Here is a 19,058-nt window from a genome sequence, read left to right on the forward strand (position 1 = left end):
ATTGTCCTCAGTCCCGCATTTCGGTCTGGCGTTCGACGGGGTCGATCAGCACGGCTTTCTGCTGGCGCACCAGCAGGTCGAGAATTTCATCCTGGCGCTCGCCAAGAATGCCGGTGAAGCTGATGCCGCTGGATTTGGTCGGTGCGAGCATGGACACGCGATACAACTCGACACTCAACGGCGAGTCGATGGACAGCGGGCCGCTGCCGTTGGCCGCCAGCTCACCGCCGACCACGATCAGCGACACTTGGGCGTCGAACGGGTCGAGCTTGATGTCTCGGTCGGTGTTGCTCAGGTCCTTGATGTGCCCGTAGACACCGGTCAGGCCATTGGCCATGGCGACGTTTTCGTACAGGCGAATGTTCACGCTGTTACGAATGCGGATGCCGTGGCGGCGGTTGCTCAACACGCGATTGCCCCACAGCAGGTTGTCGGCACTCTCATAGAGAGTGATGCCGTCGGTGTGGTTCTGGTAGATCTCGTTGTGGGCGATCAGGTTGTTGACGCTGTTCCGGTCGATCACCAGGCCTGACAACTTGTTGTCGTAGCTGCGGTTATTGAAGATGAAGCTGTCGTTGACCTCTCGGGAAATAATGATCCCGTGCTTCTTCTTCGTACCAAACACCGTGTTGTCGGCAATGATCAGACCGTGGGAACGGTCGTGCGGGTCGATGCCGTAGACGATGTTGTCTTTGTAGGTGTTGCCCTTGACCACGAAGTCGCGGGTTTCGTAGCAGTAGAAGCCGTACCACATGTCCGAGAATTCGGAGCCGACGATCCAGCCGGTCGGCTCAGAGCGCTTGAGCACCTTGGCCATGTTCGGCGTGTACTGGGAAATACTCACGCCGTAGGACTTACTGTTGGCGTAGCCGAAGCTGGCGATCTTGCTGTTGGCGATGTAGGTCTCGGTGCCGCCCCAGGACAGCAGGAACGGACGGAATTCCTTCGGCGAGTTGAACGTCGCCGGGCCGTTGTCCTTCTCGCGCCAGCCAGTGATTTTGGTATCGCGAACGAACAGCTGGCCGTCGTTGACCAGGAACGCACCGGCCTCCTGGGACAGGCGCAGTTCCTGGGTCTGCTTGTCGATTTCCAGGATGCCGTGACGACCGACCACGATCGGCAACTTCGCCAGGAACACACCCGGCGAGGTTTCGCTGAAGTACTGCTTGGGGACCTTCTTCGCCAGGTCCTTGAGGTTCATGTAGCCGTCGTCGACGAAGATCGCCTGGGGGATGCCGTGCTGACGCACCACCCACTCGGCCATCTTGTTGTCGCCACCGATGAAGTCCTTGAGGGCGTCTTCCTGCATCATCCGGCGCACGCTGATTTTGCCGGCCTTGCTGCGCACGATTTTCGCGGCGATAGCCTCGGCTGTGTAGCCGGAAACGTCCGGCAGTTTCGGCTTGGCCAGTTCCAGCGGCGCGGTCGGTGCGCTGCTGACGGTATAGGTCTTGGCCTGTTGCAGTTCCTTGGCCACGGTTGCCGGCTTGGCCGGCTCCACATTGGCGAAGGCAGTCGTGCTGGCCAGCAGCATCGCGCCGGCCAACAGGCTGATCGAGCCTTTTCGGGCTGGATGATTCATCTGGGAGACTCCCTTCGCAATGTGCATCAGAAGCGCCAGATCACGTCGATGAACGCGCGGTGCATGTACGAATCGACTTCCTTGCCGTACGCATCGCCCGGCTTGAACACGCCACCGCGGAAGCGCACCAGGGCCGAAGGTTCATCGATCGCCTGACTCATCGACGCCGGCAACAAGCCTTGCTTGAAGTACTTGGTCACCACCAGGTCCATTTCCTGACCGAGGTCTTTCTCGCCATCGTTCAGCGGCAGCGAAGTGCTGGAGAGGATCGCGCCGGTCACATCGTCGGTGTTGTTCTCGACGGCGTTGATGCCATTGCTGCCGACCGGCTTGTTGCCGTCGACGCGCCAGAACTTGTGGTAGATCAGGCTGGCGTCGTATTCGTCGTTGAGCATCCATGAACCGAACAGGGTGGCGCTCTGCATGTTGTTCATTTCGCCACGGAACGCTTCGCCGAAACGGTGTACGCGCGAGCGGGTGCCAGTGTAGTTCGAGCGGTTGCTTTCCAGACCGTTCTGTTCGTAATCGGCGCTGGCGCGGGCATAGGCGGCACCGACTTGCCATTGCGGATCGAGGCGCAAACGCACACCGACATCGGTGGCCCAGCCGTTGAGGTTTTCACCGCGCTTGGCTTCAGTCGGCGGCGTGCCATCGGCGTTCAGCGGGTTGACCTTGTCGATGTCGCCGCTCATGCCGGTGATGCTGCCCCAGTAATTGACGGTATTGGTATTGCGCCAGTTGTAGGCGTCGCTGTCGGCGGTGAGGCCGAGCCAGCTGATGTCGCCGTTCTGTTTCTTGTCCAGCGAATCCGTCGGTACACCCGGCTCCGGGTAGTCGAGCTTGCCGTTGTCATGGGTGTGATGACCACGAATGCCGACCCAGTTGCCCGGTGTCCACTGATACGCGGCATCGGCGTAGGCGTGCAGGCGATCCTTGTCTTGCGGTGACAGCTCCTTGAGGTCGGTGCGGTACTCGCTGAAACGTTCGGCGATACCGACGTTGGCGCGCAGCAGGGTGGTGTCGAAGGTCCAGTTCAGCGCTTCGATGTTGGTGTCGCGCCATTGGCCGTCGTCGTTGCGCAGGCGCTGGCGACCGAACTTCAGGATCTCGCCAGGGTAGGGCGTGAAGCCGCTGTAGCCGACCCAGAACTCACGCATGGCCAGGTAGTTTTTCTTGGTCTGGCGATCATTGTTGGCGGTGTTTTCGGCGCCATCGGATTGTTGCAGGGTGTCGGTCTCGATGATGTCGGTGGACGTCACCGCCTGCCCCATGGCGTAGGCGCTCCACGCGCCGCTTTCGCCGTAGACCCACGGACGCAGGTCCAGGCCGACGCCGTTGACGTCGCCGCCGGGCGCGGTGCCGAGGTCACGGTCGTCTTCGGACTGGCCGGTGATTTTCACGTCCAGGCCGAAGTTCTTGGTTTCAGTCATCGCAGCGAGCGTCGGGCAAGACCAGATCAGCGCGAATGTCAGACCGATGCCGGCCTTCATGAATGGATTTAACTTCATTTCGATTCCTCGCTGACTTCTTCTTGCAGGGTGTGCAGTTCCGGCGTGTTCGGGCTCAGGGCACCGCGCACGGCCTGTTCTTGTTTCAACAGGCGTTGGGCTTCGGCCAACCGGTCGGGCGGCAATTGCGTTTGGATTGTTTGCGCAAGCTCGGTGGCTTGCGGAGTGTTCTGGGCCAGAGCCAGTTGGCTGAAGACGTAGGCGTTCAGCGGATCAGGCTTGGTGCCCTTGCCTTGGGAAAACAGTTGGGCGATGGCGAAGTCGGCGCTGTTCTGGCCGTTTCGCGCAGCGGTCAACAGATGGTCGAGGGCCTTCTGCGGATAGACCTTGCCCAGGTAGCCACGGCGATAGATCTGGCCGAGGTAGTAATCGGCGGCGACTTCACGGCCGACGGCTTTCTGGAAGTGTGCTTCGGCGACCTTGGCGTCGGCCGGCACCAGTTTGCCTTCGAAGTAGAGCTTGCCCAGCAACAGCTCGGCGCGGGGCTGGTCGGCGGCGCGGCCGTTGTCCAGGTACTTCATCATCTGGTCGACGTCGCCGAGTTCCGGGAAGTCGTAGAGCAATTGTGCGAGGCTGACCCACGACGCCGGGTAGCCCGGTGCGATCGGTTCAAGCAGCGACTGCGCGGTTTTCTCGTCGGTCTTGCCCAGGGACGCATCGGCGAGCACGCGGGCGACGCTGTCGACGCGCTGCGCCGAAACGGTGCCTTGGGCGTGCGCGGCTTGCATCTGCTTGATCAGCTCGGCCTGTTGCTCTGGCTTGGCCTGTTTCTGATAGACCGTGGCCAGTTCGACGTAGCAGATATCGCTGATGTTGAGAGCGGCCTTGCAGATTTTTTCCACGTCATCCAGATGCTGGTCATAGGTGCCCTGAGTGCGATAGAGCAGCACCTGCGCCAGACCTGCTTCCGGCTTGCCTTCGGCGCGCCATTGGCTGATCTGCTGCTGAGCGTTCACGTTGGGGAAGCTGTGCGGGTATTGCAGGTACAGCATCGCCAACGGGATCAGCGTGTTGCCTTCGCCTGCCGCAGCGGCTTTTTTCAACAGGGTTTCGGCTTCGTGTTGTTCCGCTTCGGTGGAACCGGGCTTGGCCACCAGCAGACGACCGAGGCGTGCCTGGGCGCGCGGCGAAACGCTGGCCGCGGCGCGGTAAGTCGCCTCGGCCTGTTTCATCTGCGCCGGGTCATGGCTGTCGACCTGGATATCGGCCAGGCCGACCTGCGCTTCGCTGTAGCCCAGGTCTGCCAATTGCCGGTAATTCTGCGCGGCGGTGGCGGTATCGCCACGTTTGAGCGCTTCGTTGGCCAGGCGTTGGTCGGGCAGGCCGGCGCAACCGGCCAGGCTGACCGCCAATGCAACGGCACACAGTGTTCCCATGTAGGAGTGAGCCTGCTCGCGATGCAGGCGACTCGGTTCTTCAGACAAACCGCGGCGATCCCATCGCGAGCAGGCTCGCTCCCACAGGGATTGCGGTGTGTTCGAGATTTTTGTGATAGTCACAGGCATGTCCTCGACTTAAAGACCGACAGCCATGGCTTTGTCGACCAGCCAGTTCAGGTTCGGGCCACGGTCGCTGTTCACTTCCACCGGGCGGCCGGCGAGGGAGCTGTCCAGGGTTTCGTCCGGCTGGATCAGCACGCGGATGTCCGAAGACAGATCGGCGCTTTTCAGGCTGGTGCTGCTGACGATCTTGCCGGTGCGGCTCTTGTCCTCGCCGGCGACCTGGAAGCGCACCGAAGTACCCGGACGCACGTCGCCGAACTGGCGATAGGAGAAGCGCGCTTCAACATTGGCTTCGCTGTTACGCGGGACCAGTTGGAAGATCACGTCGCCCTTGCTGGCGTACTGACCGTTGGCGACCATTTGCTGGGCCACGGTGCAGTCGCAAGGCGAGGTCAGGGTGCCGGTCATCTGCTTGCCGAACAGTTCTGCGACCTTGGCCGGGGCCAGTTGGTCTTCGTCCAGATGGCCCTTGAGCACGTCGAGCATGCTGGTGCTGAAGCTTGCCAGCGGTGCGCCCTTGGCGGCCACGCCGTCGGCTTTCACCAGGCTCTGCACGGTGCCGTCGCGGGGCATGGTGATGTTCACGCCCGGCACGCTGACCAGACCGGCCTGGGCGTGGCTGACGAAGTACATGCCGTACACCGATTTGAAAATGAAACCGAATGCAGCCAGGCCGACAACGAAGATCCCCAGGCTGAAGGTCACGGCTTTCAGGCGGCCGAACGCGGTCATGCCGTGGCCGCCGTCCTTCATCTTGCGCGCCTTGGTGAAGTTGTCGCGCTGCAGGGTCGCCAGCATTTCCCCCACGCTGACGATGTCGCCAGCCAGGTGCGAAGTGATCAGGTGGCGCAGGGTCGAGATGTCCCGTGGTTCCAGGTTCTGGAACTGGCAGCCGGCGCGTCCGGTCTGGCGGTCGAAGGAGCGAACCTGCAATTCGACGTCCATGGCCAGGCCGAGGTTGTCGATGAGGAATTGCAGGCGGGCCTTGTACACGTCACCGATCTTCAGCGGCAATTGACCGGCGTTGAACGCCAGGCCACCGGCGGACAGGTCGATCACCCGGGCTTCGACCGGTGTCCGGTCAGGGCCGAAGAAACGCAGCTTGGCCGGGATTTTCACGCGGGCGTGTTGGCGCTGGGCTTCGGATTCATGCACTACGTTGGCGTTGACGGCGGTATTCATAGGGGGCGTTTTCCTAGTTAATTCAGGCGAGTTCGGTCAGACCATCAACAGCAGCACGGCGACAAAAATGCTGCCGGCAGAGAAGGTCATGGTCCGAGACGACCAGGTGTTGAACCAACGTTGAAAGCTGGCGAGATCACGGGTCAGAGACGTGGGTTGGCGGGTCCAGGACTGTTGGTCGAGGCGGAAGAACACGTAGATCTTCACCAGCGCGCCGACGATCTGGTTGTAATAGAGAATCGCCGGGTAGGCCGGGCCGATCCGGTGTCCGGAGCACGACAGCAACAAGGTCAGGATGAACCGGGTGATGCCGATCCACAGCAGGTACACCAGGATGAACGCGGTGCCGTACTTGAAGCTGGCAATCAATGCCACGGTCAGGCCCAGCAGCGAGGTCCACATCGACACGCGCTGGTCGAACAGCACCACCGAGGTGAACACGCCGAGGCGTTTGATCCCAAGGCCAAGGGCACGGGAGTTCTGCCGCAGGTTGTTGCCGTACCAGCGGAACATCAGTTTGCGACTGGCCTTGATGAAGCTCTTTTCCGGCGGGTGTTCAACGGTGTTGATCGCCGCGTCGGGCACGTAGAACGTGTCGTAGCCCAGGCGCATCAGGCTGAACCAGCTCGACTTGTCATCGCCGGTAAGGAACTTGAAGCGACCCAGGCGCCAATGTTGCAGCGAGTCGCTTTCCACGTCGGCGATGAAGTCCGGGTTGGTGACCACGGTGGCGCGGAACACCGACATGCGGCCGGTCATGGTCAGCACGCGCTTGGACAAGGCCATCGAGCACATGTTGATGTGGCGCTGGGCGAAACGCAGCTTGTGCCATTCGCTCATGATGTAGCCGCCGCGCACTTCGCAGAATTCGTTGGTGGTCAGGCCACCGACGTTGCCGAACATCTGGAACCACGGCACGGTCTTGAGCACCACGCCTTCGGCCAGCACGGTGTCGCCATCGATCACCGCAACCACCGCGCGGTCATCCGGCAGGTGCCGGGAGATGGCGCGGAAGCCGTAGGCCAGGCCATCGCGCTTGCCGGTGCCGGGAATGCGCACGAAGTCGAGTTTCACCCGGGCCGGCGGGTTCATCCGGTTCCACAGGCTTTTGACCAGCAGCTCATCGGACATTTCCACGATGGAGCAGACCACGGTGGTCGGCAGGCCGCAGTCGATGGCTTCGCGGATCACCGAGCTGTAGACCTGCGCGGTGGTCAGGGCATCAATGCGGAAACTGGTGACCATCAGGAACACGTGGGACGGGTCAGCCGCTTTGCCCAGCTTGCGCACTTTGCGCCGCAGGTACGGGTAGACGATGTAGAGAAAAATCATGCCGCGCACAAAGTGAGTGGCACCCATCGAGTAGCGCCAGATACCCACGGCGCCAATCAGGAAAATGAAGTCCTTCGACTCGGAGTCGAACGTGGACACGGGCAACGCCATGGCGAGGCCCATCAGTAAACTCAGGTAGAACAGCCAACCGGCGGCCTGGAGTAGGCCGTGCTTTAGCCTGTGCATAATCTGCATCCGTCTCGATCTCGGGCGAGCCTTTGGGGTGGCCCGATGGGGTTTAGGCAGGCGTAGAAAGCAGCCCGTAGGAGCTGCCGCAGGCTGCGATCCAGGGACCTTTGGCGCCCGTGAAGGCGCCAAAGGATCGCAGGCTTCGCCAGCTCCTACGGAACCGTGGTTACCAGCAAATGCCTTCAGTACGGGCAGTTGTGCTGGTGGCCTTGGACATGAAGCCCACCAGGTCGATCACCTGCTTGCCGTGTGGAACTTCCTGCACCAGAGCGCGGAATTTCTCGTCACGATTGCCCAGGATGATCACGTCGGAGTTGTTGATCACCGCGTCGAAATCGGAGTTCAGCAAGGACGAGACGTGAGGGATCTTCGACTCGATGTAGTCCTTGTTCGCACCGTGAACGCGGGCGTACTCGACGTTGCTGTCGTAGATGCTCAGGTCATAGCCTTTGCCGATCAGCATTTCCGCCAGGTCGACCAGCGGGCTTTCGCGCAGGTCGTCGGTGCCGGCCTTGAAGCTCAAGCCCAGCAGGGCGACTTTGCGTTTGTCGTGGCTGGAGACGATGTCGAAAGCGTTCTGCACCTGGGATTCGTTGCTGCGCATCAGCGAGTTGAGCAACGGGGCTTCCACGTCCAGGGAACCGGCGCGGTAGGTCAGGGCACGCACGTCTTTTGGCAGGCACGAGCCGCCGAAGGCGAAGCCTGGGCGCATGTAGTACTGGGACAGGTTGAGGGTCTTGTCCTGGCAGACCACGTCCATCACTTCGCGACCGTCGACACCGACCGCCTTGGCGATGTTGCCGATTTCGTTGGCGAAGGTGACCTTGGTGGCGTGCCACACGTTGCAGGTGTACTTGATCATCTCGGCGACCGCGATGTCCTTGCGGATGATCGGTGCGTCGAGCTCTTCGTACAGCGATTGCAGAACGTCGCCGGACGCCTTGTCGAATTCACCGATGACGGTCATTGGCGGCAGGTCGTAGTCGGCGATCGCGGTGCTTTCGCGCAGGAACTCAGGGTTCACGGCCACACCGAAATCAACGCCGGCCTTCTTGCCGGAGCAGTCTTCGAGAATCGGGATGACCACGTTGGCCACGGTGCCCGGCAGTACGGTGCTGCGTACGACGATGGTGTGGCGGGTGGCCTTGTCACGCAGAACAAAACCGATTTCGCGGCATACTGCCTCGATGTAGTTCAGCTCCAGGTCGCCGTTCTTCTTGCTCGGCGTACCCACGCAGATCATCGACAGGTCGGTGTCGCGAATCGCCTCGGCGAAGTTGGTGGTGCCACGCAGACGACCTGTCTGGATGCCTTGGGCCAGAAGCTCACCCAGGCCCGGTTCAACGATCGGCGATTTGCCGGCATTGATCATATCGATCTTGTCTTTGGCCACATCGACGCCAACGACGTCATGGCCCCGTGCAGACAGGCAACCGGCACAGACTGCGCCGACGTAACCCAAACCAAAAATGCTGATGCGCATCGCAATTACCTCTCTGTTATCAAGCCTGTATACATCAAGCCATTAGATGGCCGGAGTTAATGGTGTTCAGCGTGTTTTAGTGCACTCGCAAGTGTGCCTTACAGGCACAACGATGCCCTGTGCTGGCATATAAGTTACGAGTGTCTAAATAAATGCACTCAAGGTGTGCGCAACTAGGCCTTGTTGTTATGATTTGCCCTTTTATGCAGCCGATCCTCCTGTCGGAAGGATGCAGGTGCAACGGCCTTGCACGCTTGATGTCAGGCCGAAAGCCCGTGGATCAAGCGGTTGGGTGCTCGGGTGAGCACGTTTATAGGGGCGCTGTCGTGGCCTTGTAGGGGATAGTCATACCGCGTTATCTCCTGTCCGGTTGCTGTTGTCCAAATCAGTGATTAGTCAGCGCAAGTTAGTGTTTCAACTTCGCAACATGAATCGCTTATCTGCGTAAGTTATCTCGTACACGTTCGGCGAGAATCGTTACCGGTGGTATGAGCGGCGCGTTTGGACATAGTTCCAGTCCGCTCATCGCGAAATCTGAAATTTTTTGAAATATTGAGAAAGATGGCACTGCTTTCAAATTGATAGCACTTGCCGTTTCGCCCTTTATATATAGGCGGCTCAACGGAGGGGATATTTTTTTGCCACTACTGTTAAAAAAAGTCAGTGCCACTACGCAAAAAAATGATTGAAGTCGAGTGAAACTAAAGTTAGAAAATCGTACGGTATTTTTATGGCGCCATAAAAATGGCGAAAAAGCAGGGAAGGCTGAAGTGAGTCAAGGGTCGGCGCACGAGGGTTTGTGGAGGTCGTGCGCCGACCGGATGCATCACTCTGGTGCGTGGTCGCGCAGAAACACCAGATTGTCCGGCTTGGACTGTTCGGCGCTGTAGCGATAGCCCTGAGCCTCGAACTGCTTGAGGGTGGCCGGGTCGTTGATGCGTTCTTCGATGACGAAGCGGCTCATCAAGCCGCGGGCCTTTTTCGCGTAGAAGCTGATGATCTTGTACTGGCCGTTCTTCAGGTCCTTGAATTCGGTATTGACGATGCGCGCGTTCAAGGCGCTGCGCTTGACCGCCGAGAAATACTCGTTGGAGGCCAGGTTGAGCAGCACGTCATCGCCCTGATCGACCAAGGCTTCGTTCAGCCATTCGCTGATGCGCGTGCCCCAGAAGGCATACAGATCCTTGCCCCGGGCGTTGGCCAGTTTGGTGCCCATTTCCAGGCGATAGGGTTGCATCAGGTCCAGCGGGCGCAGCAGGCCGTAGAGGCCCGAGAGCATGCGCAGGTGTTTTTGGGCGTAGTCGAAATCGGCTTCGCTGAGGGTTTGCGCATTCATGCCGGTGTACACATCACCCTTGAAGGCCAGCAGCGCCTGCTTGGCGTTTTCCGGGGTGAACGCAGGCGTCCAGCTGCCGAAACGCGCGGCGTTGAGCCCGCCGATCTTGTCGGAGACGTGCATCAACTCGCTGATTTGCGCGGGCGTCAGCTCGCGCAATTGCAGGATCAACTCCTGGGAGTGGTCGAGGTACTGCGGCTGGGTGAAGCGCTGGGTCGCGGGCGGTGTTTCATAGTCGAGGGTCTTGGCGGGTGAAATCACCATCAGCATGAAGTCGTCTCCTTTAATCGTGGCGGCGATTCTAGGGGGTTGTCCTCGTTGACTCCAGCTATGGCGTCCATAGGTGATGGCCGGTGGCCTTGCACAAAACCTGTAGGAGCGAGCCTGCTCGCGATTGCGGTATGACATTCACCAAAAGGCGGTGCCTGAAATATTGCTATCGCGAGCAGGCTCGCTCCTACAAGGAGGCTGTGTTGCTGCGGGAGTCGAGTCTGGATCAGCTATAGTGCCGCGCGGGTTTTGTTATGGAGACATCCCATTGCGTATCGCTTTTCTCATCTTGATCTGGCTACTGAGCTTCGGCGCCATCGCGGCACCGGGCGAGGTGGCGACGCTCGACCGCAGCACCTGGCCGGAAAAACTCGGCAACCCGACGCTGTTCGACGTGGCGTCGAGGGCCGAGATCCTCATGTTTTCCAGTGTCCTGCTGGCCAGCGAGTCGCTGGATGAACCCGCCCTGGCCCAGCGCCTGGGCCTGCGCACGATCAATCTGGAGTCGATCAACCGGGTTCGCCAGCGTATGTGGCAGCGGCTGCTGGTCAACTACAACTTCGCCCAACAGAGTTGCGACCAGGATGCCTCCTTCTGTTTTCTGGTCGAAGACCTGCCCACTCTGCGCGAACAGGCCGCCAAGTTTCAGGTCGGCACAGACAGCTACTACATCAAGTGGGCCGAACCGAGCCGTGTGTTCCACACCCAGTACCTGGACGAACAGTTGCGCAAGGCCGCTTTGTTCCCGCAAACCAGCAGCGAGGTCGATCATTTTGGCGACTATGAGCGCAGCGGCGACGGGATGCATGACCGGCTGTTTCTGCTGACCTTCGACAGCGCCGCCAACGCCGCGCCGGATAACACTGACTGGGTCACCGAGTACCTGCGCAAGTCGAACCTGAGCGGGACGTTCTTCGTCCTTGGCAAGGACATCCAGGCCCGTTTGGCCGAAGCTTCGGTGAGTAACCTGCAAGGGACCTACTCAAGCCAGTGCATCGGCGTACAAGGCTGGGAGTTCCGTTCCCACAGCCACTGGCAGGACTGGCAGGACTCGGTGCGCCGCAGCGCCGAACTGGTCAAGAGCAAGCTGCCGGAGAACTACGTGCCGCTGTTCCGTCCTCCCGATGGCCAGCGCCGTTCCGATGCCGAAGGTTTCTTCAAGACTCAGGGGTTGCAGGTAGCGTTGTGGGACATCGATGCCCAGGACGGTGCCGGCAAACTCAAGGGCAACCCAAGTGCACAACGGGTGCTGACCCTGATGTTGCTGTGGCGGCACGGCGTGATCAATTTCAATGTGAAGCAGGATGGGGTGAAAACGGCGTTGCCGTGGCTGGTCACGCAAACGGCGCCTGTCGGGATCGGCTGGGAGGATTGCCAGGAGGCGTTTCGCTGAAAACGACAAAACCCCGTGAACATTGGGTTTTTGGCGATTCTGGAAGGGGATTCGTTGCAGGTGGACTTCCGACTTTAAACGGGTGATGGCAGTCCGCCAAGTGCTATTGGTCAATCTGCAAAATAAACTTCAAAAAAGCGTCAAAGTACTTTTTTCTGTCACACGTTTTGGAGTATTACGAAGACAGACCGCCGAAACCTGCAACACAGGTGGCGTCTTCCAAGACCCCGCATGTATGCAGAACACTTGAGTCCCCGCAGGTGTATTCGGCAGTCACTTCGAGGCGCAGCACCGTCAAGGTATTGCGTCGAATGGCTCCCACAAAGGTGACCGAGTATGGATGATCACGGACGTAGCTCTTCTTCCAACCAGCCAATCCTTTATGTACTCGATACCAACGTATTGATTCACGATCCAAACGCGCTGCTCAACTTCGAAGAACACCACGTCGCGATCCCGATGACCGTGCTTGAAGAGCTCGACAAGCTCAAGAGCGGGCATCACAGCGTAGCCGCCGAATGCCGCCAGGCCATCCGCCTGATCGACAAGACCCTGGGCGATGCCTCACCCGAGGACGTCGAGCAGGGTGTGCCGATCCAGCGTGGTAAAAGCGGACCCAAGGGTTTGCTGTCAATTCTGATGAGCAAGCATGCCGAGCCGAACCTGATTCTGCCCGAGCATCTGAACGACAACAAAATCATCAACCAACTGATCGACCTGCACGCGCGCGACCCGAAAAAGCCCGTGGTGCTGGTCACCAAAGACATCAATATGCGCCTCAAGGCGCGCGCCTGCGGGATCGCGGCCGAGGACTACAGCACCGACCAACTGGTCGATGACGTGTCCTTGCTGCCCAACGGCTACCACAACATGACCGGCTCTTTCTGGGACCGCGTGAGCAAGGTCGAAACCCGTCAGGACCACGGCCGCACCTGGCATCAGGTGCAATTGATCGACAACCTGCCGGCGGTGCACATCAACGAATTCATCATTGATGAACAGGGCTTTGTCGGCTGGATCAAGGAGATTGAAGAAGACCGCTTGCTGATCCTCGACCTGCACCAGGAACCGCTGCTGCACCAGGAAGCCTGGGGCCTCAAGCCGCGTGATATCTATCAGAGCCTGGCGTTGTACGCCTTGCTCGATCCGGACATCCACCTGGTCAACCTGTCGGGTGCCGCCGGTTCGGGTAAAACCATCCTGGCGCTGGCCGCTGCGATCGAGCAGACCATGGTCAGCAAACGTTATCGCCGCATCATCGCCACCCGCAGCGTGCAGGGCCTGGACCAGGAAATCGGTTTCCTGCCCGGCACCGAAGCGGAAAAAATGGAGCCGTGGCTGGGCGCCATCACCGACAACCTCGAAGCCTTGCACATGGATGATGAAAGCACCCATGGCAGCGTTGACTACATCCTCAGCAAAGTGCCGTTGCAGTTCAAATCCCTCAACTACATCCGGGGCCGCAGCTTCCAGCAGAGCCTGATCCTGATCGACGAATGCCAGAACCTCACGCCGCACCAGATGAAAACCATCATCACCCGTGCCGGCGCCGGTTCCAAAGTGGTGTGCCTGGGCAACCTGGCGCAGATTGACACCCCTTACCTGTCCGCGACCAGCTCCGGGCTGACCTATCTCACTGAACGCTTCAAGGACTTCCCGAACGGGGTGCACATCACCCTGCAAGGGGTACCACGCTCGATCCTGGCCGAATACGCCGAATCGCATTTGTAACTGTCCATCGGAACCGGGCGGCCGCAAGGTCGCCCGGTTTTTTGTACGCTGTTTACAGAGATTCCGAAAAATAGCCCTTGAGGGTTTCCGTAAGAATTGATTGAGCGTCCAATACCTCTTGGGTCGGCTCAGGCTGTGAGCTACTGAACTTTTTTCGCGTCCAGCTGAAAAAGAAAGGGCCATCAATAATGCGTTCATTGTGTTCCGCCAAATATAACTTGGTCACGGAGGTATACCTGGGGAAAACATGAAAATGTAGTTCATGATTGAGTTCGGAAATACGCATTATGTATATTTTTTCAGGAGAAAATAGCGTGTTTAAGGCTCGCTCCGTAAGTGCCAGGCCTTTCATCAGTTCAGCGCTTTCCGCCGAACTTAGTTCTGCGAGTCTTGATATGTCCCGCTTAAGAGAAATAATCATGTAGCCAGGGATGTCGCAGTCCCGGCAGTGAGAGATTACGATGTGTTTTCCTGAGTAAATTGTCCGCGCGGACATGACTAGCCTCCCGTGTGCCACCATGGTTGAGTTGACGTGTAAGGTCTGCCCCGTTGAGCTCCTGCCGGAGGCCAGAGGAAAAAACCTTGTACGATACCTCTGTACTGAATTTTGTAGAATCGTTAGGTTTGTCGATCAGCTTTTCTCGAATGAACAACTCGGTCAATCATTCTGTTGTAGGAGGTTTCATTGCAGGTCATGGGGGCGGGCTTACGGAAAATCCTTACGTTGATATTTATTATAAAATAATCAGTGAATTATCAGTTGGTGCATAAATTTAAGTCGTTCGGTGATGTAAAAAAACGAATTTCGAGTATGGTTTTGTTACATTTATTTTTGTTATTTGGCAAAGCTTCCGTCGGGGGTTGTAAACTCAATAAGGAAGCGCTTTTGTAACTGTCCAGCGGAACCGGGCGGCCTTACAACCGCCCGGTTTTTATGGGTATATGAAAAACCAGTGGGAGCGAGCCTGCACGCGAAAGCGATCAGACATTCAGCATGGATGTTGACTCTTACGCCGCCTTCGCGAGCAAGCCCGCACACATTGGTTTGTGGTGGGCCGACAATCGTGCGTGCGAATAATTGACCCGCAGGTTTACAATCGACGCTCCTGATCAGGAGTAATCCCGTGCTGACTCATCTCGATTCCCAAGGTCGCGCCAACATGGTCGACGTCACTGAAAAAGCCGTGACGTTCCGTGAGGCGACCGCTCAAGCGCTGGTGCGCATGCTGCCCGAAACCCTGCAGATGATTGTCAGCGGCGGCCACCCCAAGGGTGATGTGTTTGCCGTGGCGCGCATTGCCGGCATTCAGGCGGCGAAGAAAACCAGCGATTTGATTCCGCTGTGCCATCCACTGATGCTGACCGGCGTCAAGGTCGAGCTCAGTGCCGAAGGCGACGATTCGGTGCGCATCGTGGCGCGCTGCAAGCTGTCCGGGCAGACCGGCGTCGAGATGGAGGCCCTGACCGCCGCCAGTGTCGCCGCGCTGACGATCTACGACATGTGCAAGGCCGTGGACCGTGGCATGACCATCGAAAGCGTGCGTCTGCTGGAGAAGGTCGGCGGCAAGAGCGGACATTTCCAGGCGGAGCAGCCATGAACGTTACCGTGAGGTTTTTCGCCCGTTATCGCGAAGCTTTGGGTGTGGACTCGGTGAAAGTGGAAGGCAACTTCGCCACCGTCGACGACGTCCGCGCGCTATTGGCCCAACGTGACGGTGCCGAGGTGTTGAGCGAACAGAACTTGATGTGCGCCCGTAATGAAGACCTGTGCCAGCTCGACGAGCCGGTCAGCGAGGGCGATGAAGTGGCGTTCTTTCCGACTGTGACCGGAGGCTGAGCCATGGCGATTCGCGTGCAGTCCACCGCGTTCGACCCGGGTGCCGAAGTCAATGCCATGCACGATGCCAATGTCGGCGTGGGTGCGGTGGTGAGTTTTGTCGGCTATGTGCGCGACTTCAATGACGGCCTCGACGTCGCCGGGATGTTCCTCGAACACTATCCCGGCATGACCGAAAAGGCCCTCGGCAAGATTGCCATCGAGGCCGAGCAGCGCTGGCCGTTGCTCAAGCTGGAAGTGCTGCACCGCATCGGCGCCCTGGAACCGGGCGAGCCGATTGTCTTCGTCGGCGCGGCCAGCGCCCATCGTCAGGCGGCATTCGACGCCTGCGCCTTTGTCATGGACTACCTGAAAACCCGTGCGCCGTTCTGGAAGAAAGAAAACACCAGTGACGGGCCGCGTTGGGTCGAGGGGCGTGACAGTGATCATGCGGCGGCGGATCGCTGGAAGCAGTAAACCTATAGTTTTTTGTTGTCTCTTCGGGCCTCATCGCGAGCAGGCTCGCTCCCACACTGGATCTGTGTTCGCAGGACCAATGTAGGAGCGAGCCTGCTCTCGATGGCGTCATCTGCATCACTAAAAGTCTTGATGATTCACCACCCGACCATCGGCCGGCATGGGCTGCATTTGCCTGATTGACGGCCAATACATAAAAGTCCAAGATGGAATTATAAGTACAAAAAAGGTTTCCACCCGTTTCAGCTTTTTCTTCTGTCTTGCCAAACCAACAACAACCGCGAGAAAACGAACATGAAGAAGTTCCCCCTCATCACCGGTCTGGCCTTGAGCCTGTTGGCGTGCAGTTCTGTATTCGCCGCCGAGAAAACCCTGCGCATTGGCATTGAAGCCGCTTACCCACCTTTCGCCTCGAAAACCGACAAAGGCGAAATCGTCGGTTTTGACTATGACATCGGCAATGCCCTGTGCGCACAGATGAAGGCCAAGTGTGTGTGGGTCGAAGGCGAGTTCGACGGTCTGATTCCTTCCCTGAAGGTGAAGAAAATCGACATGGCGCTGTCGTCCATGACCATCAATGAAGACCGCAAGAAGTCGGTGGACTTCACCCACAAGTACTATTTCACCTCGTCGCGCCTGGTGATGAAGGATGGCGCGGTGGTGGATGACCAGTACGCCAGCCTCAAGGGCAAGAACGTCGGCGTGCAGCGCGCCACCACCACCGACCGTTATGCCACCGAGGTGTTCGAGCCCAAGGGCATCAACGTCAAGCGCTACAGCAACAACGAAGAAATCTACATGGACCTGGCCGCCGGTCGCCTCGACGCGATTTTTGCCGACACCATTCCGCTCAATGACTTCCTGTCGATGCCCCGTGGCAAGGGTTACGCCTTTGTCGGGCCGGAGCTGAAAGATCCGAAATATGTGGGCGAGGGTGCCGGGATTGCCGTGCGCAAGGGCAACACCGAACTGGTCAGCGAGCTGAACACGGCCATTGATGGCATTCGTGCCAATGGTGAGTACCAGAAGATTTCGGACAAGTATTTCAAGTCCGACATTTACGGCGACTGATCTACCGCCATCGCCAGCAGGCTGGCTCCCACAGGTTTTGTTTATACCGCAAATCCATGTGGGAGCCAGCCTGCTGGCGATGGGACCACGGCAAATCTTCAGCCCTTCAATTCCTTCAAATGCTTGTACACCGTCGCCCGGCCCATGTTCAGCACATTGGCCACGTAGTTCGATGCGCTTTTGCCCTTGAACGCGCCTTCGGCGTGCAACGCCAGCACCAGTTCACGCTTGTGGTCGCGAGTCAGCAGATTCAGGCTCAGTTGGCGCTCGCGCAGCCAGGCGTGGAGGAAGGTGTTGATCCGCTCCTGCCAGTCATCGCGGAACAGTGCATCCGGTTGCGGGATCAGCTTGGTCGGCGACAGGAACAGGTCCAGGGCGGCCTTGGCATTTTCGAACAACGAAATATTCAGGTTGATGCACAGCACCGCCAGCGGGTGACCTTCGCTGTCCCGTAGCACTGTGCTGAGGCTGCGAATCTTCTGACCATCCCAGTTGAGCTTTTCGTACGGCCCGATGTTTCGTTCGCTGACATCGTCGCTGAGCATGTCTTCCAGCGCCGAGTCGTCGCCGATTTCCCGCTTGGACAGGTTGTTGGCGATGTAGTCGACCTTTTGCGTGCGCAGGTCGTGCAGCACCACTTCGGCGTGGGGAAAGAACAGCGTGGCGATGGCATCGGCGATCGCCCGGAAGTTATCCAGCGACGTGGTGTTCGGGGCCGAGTCTTTTTCGGGGGCGTTCATACAGTGGAACTCCAGGCAGCGTCAGCGCCCCATCAAAGGGGCGCTGAAAGTGTGCCGTAATCGTGTGGGCACGTCACCTGAGGATCAGGATCAGCCGAGGCGGGCAGGGGAAAGCATTTCGGCATTCAGGCCAAAATGGCCGAGCGACTCGGGCAACGCGGCGCCGCGCACCAGTGCCGCGCTGGCCTGGCCCATGGCCGGCGAGGTCTGGATGCCATAACCGCCTTGTGCCGCGACCCAGAACAGCCCCGGTACCTGCGGATCGAAACCGGACAGCAAGTCGCCGTCGCTGACAAAGCTGCGCAGGCCGGCCCAGGTGCGGGTCGGGCGGCGAATGGTCAGGGTTGTGGCTTCTTCGATCTGGTAAATGCCCATGGCGATGTCCAGTTCTTCGGGCTGCACATCGTGGGGGTCCACCGGGTCGGCGTTGGCCGGCGAACCGAGGAACATCCCGGCGTCGGGTTTCATGTAGAAGGATTCGTCGAGGCTGACCAGCATTGGCCAATGGTGGATGTCCACGCCTTCGGGGCCGGCGAAGATGAACGCGGCACGGCGTTTGGGTTGCAGGCCCAGGGGCTTGGCGCCGGCCAGTTCGCTGATCTTGTCGGCCCAGGCGCCAGCGGCGTTGATGACGATCGGCGCGCTGAAGGTCTGGCTGTTGGTCTGAACCTGCCATACACCTTTGTCGTCGCGACTCAGGTTCACGACTTCGCTGTCGGTATGCACTTCGCCCTGGTTGCGGCGGATGCCGCGCAAATAGCCCTGGTGCAGGGCATCGGTGTCGATGTCGCTGGCGGTCGGGTCGTAGATGGCGCCGTGGACCTTTTCCCGGCGCAGGACCGGCACCAACGCGCAGGCCGCGTCGGCGTCGAGCAATTGCATTTCCGGCACCGTGGTTTTTGCGCTCTGGTACTGCCTGTTCAGTTCGTCCGGGTCACCGGTGAAATCCACGGTTATTTCGCCGCGCGGGGTCAGCAACGGGTGTTCGCAGAAGCCAGCGGGCGGGTTGTCGAAAAAATCGCGGCTGGCCAGGGTCAATGCCCGCACTTGCGGGGTGCCGTAGGCGGCGGTGTACAACGCAGCCGAACGGCCGGTGGAGTGATAGGCCGGATGGGATTCGCGTTCGAGCACGATCACGCGGCCGTGCTGCGACAGCCAGAAACCCGTGGAAGCACCGGCAATCCCGCCGCCGATGATGATGAAATCTGCCTGGCTCATGAACGTCTCCTGTTGGGGCGTAATTCTCAAAACTGAAGAGATCTCCCTGTAGGAGCGAGCCTGCTCGCGATGGTGTGTCAGTCGACATCAATGTGTCAGATACACCATCGCGAGCAGGCTCGCTCCTACAGTTGATCGCGGTGTCAGGGCTGCAGGCGATAGATTGCATTGGCCAGCGCAATGTCTTCCAGGCCCAGGCCGATCGAGCGGAAGAATACGTGTCGGTCA

General features: G+C 59.1%; 17 protein-coding genes. 6 read left to right on the forward strand and 11 right to left on the reverse strand.

The window, feature by feature from the left end:
• Window positions 1-7: 7 nt before the first annotated feature.
• The 7 genes from algG to yaaA form a co-directional block, all read right to left on the reverse strand.
• On the reverse strand, window positions 8-1,582 hold the full coding sequence (gene algG, locus BSF44_RS10975; RefSeq protein WP_095943511.1) for a mannuronan 5-epimerase AlgG: 1,575 nt from the start codon (window positions 1,580-1,582) through the stop codon (window positions 8-10).
• Between the two features lie 26 nt (window positions 1,583-1,608).
• Window positions 1,609-3,090 (reverse strand): alginate export family protein, encoded by a 1,482-nt coding sequence (locus tag BSF44_RS10980; RefSeq protein WP_095943512.1) that lies wholly within the window; start codon window positions 3,088-3,090, stop codon window positions 1,609-1,611.
• Entirely contained in the window at window positions 3,087-4,595 is a 1,509-nt protein-coding gene (gene algK, locus BSF44_RS10985; protein WP_095943513.1) for an alginate biosynthesis TPR repeat lipoprotein AlgK, read from the reverse strand. Before algK ends, BSF44_RS10980 begins: the two co-directional genes overlap by 4 nt.
• A 9-nt stretch (window positions 4,596-4,604) precedes the next feature.
• The gene (locus BSF44_RS10990; RefSeq protein ID WP_095943514.1) at window positions 4,605-5,774 is read right to left on the reverse strand and encodes an alginate biosynthesis protein Alg44; all 1,170 of its coding nucleotides are present in this window, start codon (window positions 5,772-5,774) and stop codon (window positions 4,605-4,607) included.
• Window positions 5,775-5,810: 36 nt separating this feature from the next.
• On the reverse strand, window positions 5,811-7,292 hold the full coding sequence (gene alg8, locus BSF44_RS10995; protein ID WP_371918241.1) for a mannuronan synthase: 1,482 nt from the start codon (window positions 7,290-7,292) through the stop codon (window positions 5,811-5,813).
• Between the two features lie 169 nt (window positions 7,293-7,461).
• Window positions 7,462-8,778, reverse strand: coding sequence for a nucleotide sugar dehydrogenase (locus BSF44_RS11000; RefSeq protein WP_095943515.1), 1,317 nt, complete (start codon window positions 8,776-8,778; stop codon window positions 7,462-7,464).
• 826 nt (window positions 8,779-9,604) lie between these two features.
• Complete coding sequence (gene yaaA, locus BSF44_RS11005; RefSeq protein WP_095943516.1) at window positions 9,605-10,384, reverse strand: peroxide stress protein YaaA; 780 nt, start codon at window positions 10,382-10,384, stop codon at window positions 9,605-9,607.
• 268 nt (window positions 10,385-10,652) lie between these two features.
• Here yaaA and BSF44_RS11010 point away from each other — a divergent pair, with 268 nt between their 5' ends.
• Both BSF44_RS11010 and BSF44_RS11015 read left to right on the forward strand, forming a co-directional pair.
• The gene (locus BSF44_RS11010) at window positions 10,653-11,777 is read left to right on the forward strand and encodes a polysaccharide deacetylase family protein (RefSeq protein WP_095943517.1); all 1,125 of its coding nucleotides are present in this window, start codon (window positions 10,653-10,655) and stop codon (window positions 11,775-11,777) included.
• Window positions 11,778-12,113: 336 nt separating this feature from the next.
• Window positions 12,114-13,508, forward strand: a complete 1,395-nt coding sequence (locus tag BSF44_RS11015; RefSeq protein ID WP_008050144.1) for a PhoH family protein — start codon at window positions 12,114-12,116, stop codon at window positions 13,506-13,508.
• Between the two features lie 52 nt (window positions 13,509-13,560).
• Here the strand turns inward: BSF44_RS11015 and BSF44_RS11020 are convergent, their stop codons facing one another.
• Complete coding sequence (locus BSF44_RS11020; protein ID WP_095943527.1) at window positions 13,561-14,004, reverse strand: HIT family protein; 444 nt, start codon at window positions 14,002-14,004, stop codon at window positions 13,561-13,563.
• 628 nt (window positions 14,005-14,632) lie between these two features.
• On the opposite strand from BSF44_RS11020, the gene moaC reads away from it, so the two are divergent.
• The 4 genes from moaC to BSF44_RS11040 all read left to right on the forward strand — a co-directional run bounded on the left by moaC (window position 14,633) and on the right by BSF44_RS11040 (window position 16,872).
• Window positions 14,633-15,106: a cyclic pyranopterin monophosphate synthase MoaC gene (gene moaC / locus BSF44_RS11025; protein ID WP_007972660.1), complete on the forward strand. Its 474-nt coding sequence runs from the start codon at window positions 14,633-14,635 to the stop codon at window positions 15,104-15,106.
• Window positions 15,103-15,345: a molybdopterin converting factor subunit 1 gene (gene moaD / locus BSF44_RS11030; RefSeq protein WP_095943518.1), complete on the forward strand. Its 243-nt coding sequence runs from the start codon at window positions 15,103-15,105 to the stop codon at window positions 15,343-15,345. Before moaC ends, moaD begins: the two co-directional genes overlap by 4 nt.
• Before the next feature lie 3 nt (window positions 15,346-15,348).
• A complete protein-coding gene (gene moaE, locus BSF44_RS11035) occupies window positions 15,349-15,801 on the forward strand; it encodes a molybdopterin synthase catalytic subunit MoaE (RefSeq protein WP_007989960.1) in 453 nt (150 codons plus the stop codon).
• A gap of 294 nt (window positions 15,802-16,095) precedes the next feature.
• A complete protein-coding gene (locus BSF44_RS11040) occupies window positions 16,096-16,872 on the forward strand; it encodes an ABC transporter substrate-binding protein (RefSeq protein WP_095943519.1) in 777 nt (258 codons plus the stop codon).
• Between the two features lie 98 nt (window positions 16,873-16,970).
• Here the strand turns inward: BSF44_RS11040 and BSF44_RS11045 are convergent, their stop codons facing one another.
• From BSF44_RS11045 to BSF44_RS31105, 3 genes are all read right to left on the reverse strand, one after another.
• A complete protein-coding gene (locus tag BSF44_RS11045) occupies window positions 16,971-17,612 on the reverse strand; it encodes a transcriptional regulator (RefSeq protein WP_095943520.1) in 642 nt (213 codons plus the stop codon).
• A 90-nt stretch (window positions 17,613-17,702) separates the two neighbouring features.
• The gene (locus BSF44_RS11050) at window positions 17,703-18,830 is read right to left on the reverse strand and encodes an FAD-binding oxidoreductase (RefSeq protein WP_095943521.1); all 1,128 of its coding nucleotides are present in this window, start codon (window positions 18,828-18,830) and stop codon (window positions 17,703-17,705) included.
• A gap of 143 nt (window positions 18,831-18,973) precedes the next feature.
• Window positions 18,974-19,058: hypothetical protein (locus BSF44_RS31105; protein ID WP_371918242.1), on the reverse strand; the 85-nt coding region annotated here is incomplete at its 5' end.

Source organism: Pseudomonas sp. ACN8 (genome assembly GCF_002303925.1).
Classification (GTDB): Bacteria; Pseudomonadota; Gammaproteobacteria; order Pseudomonadales; family Pseudomonadaceae; genus Aquipseudomonas.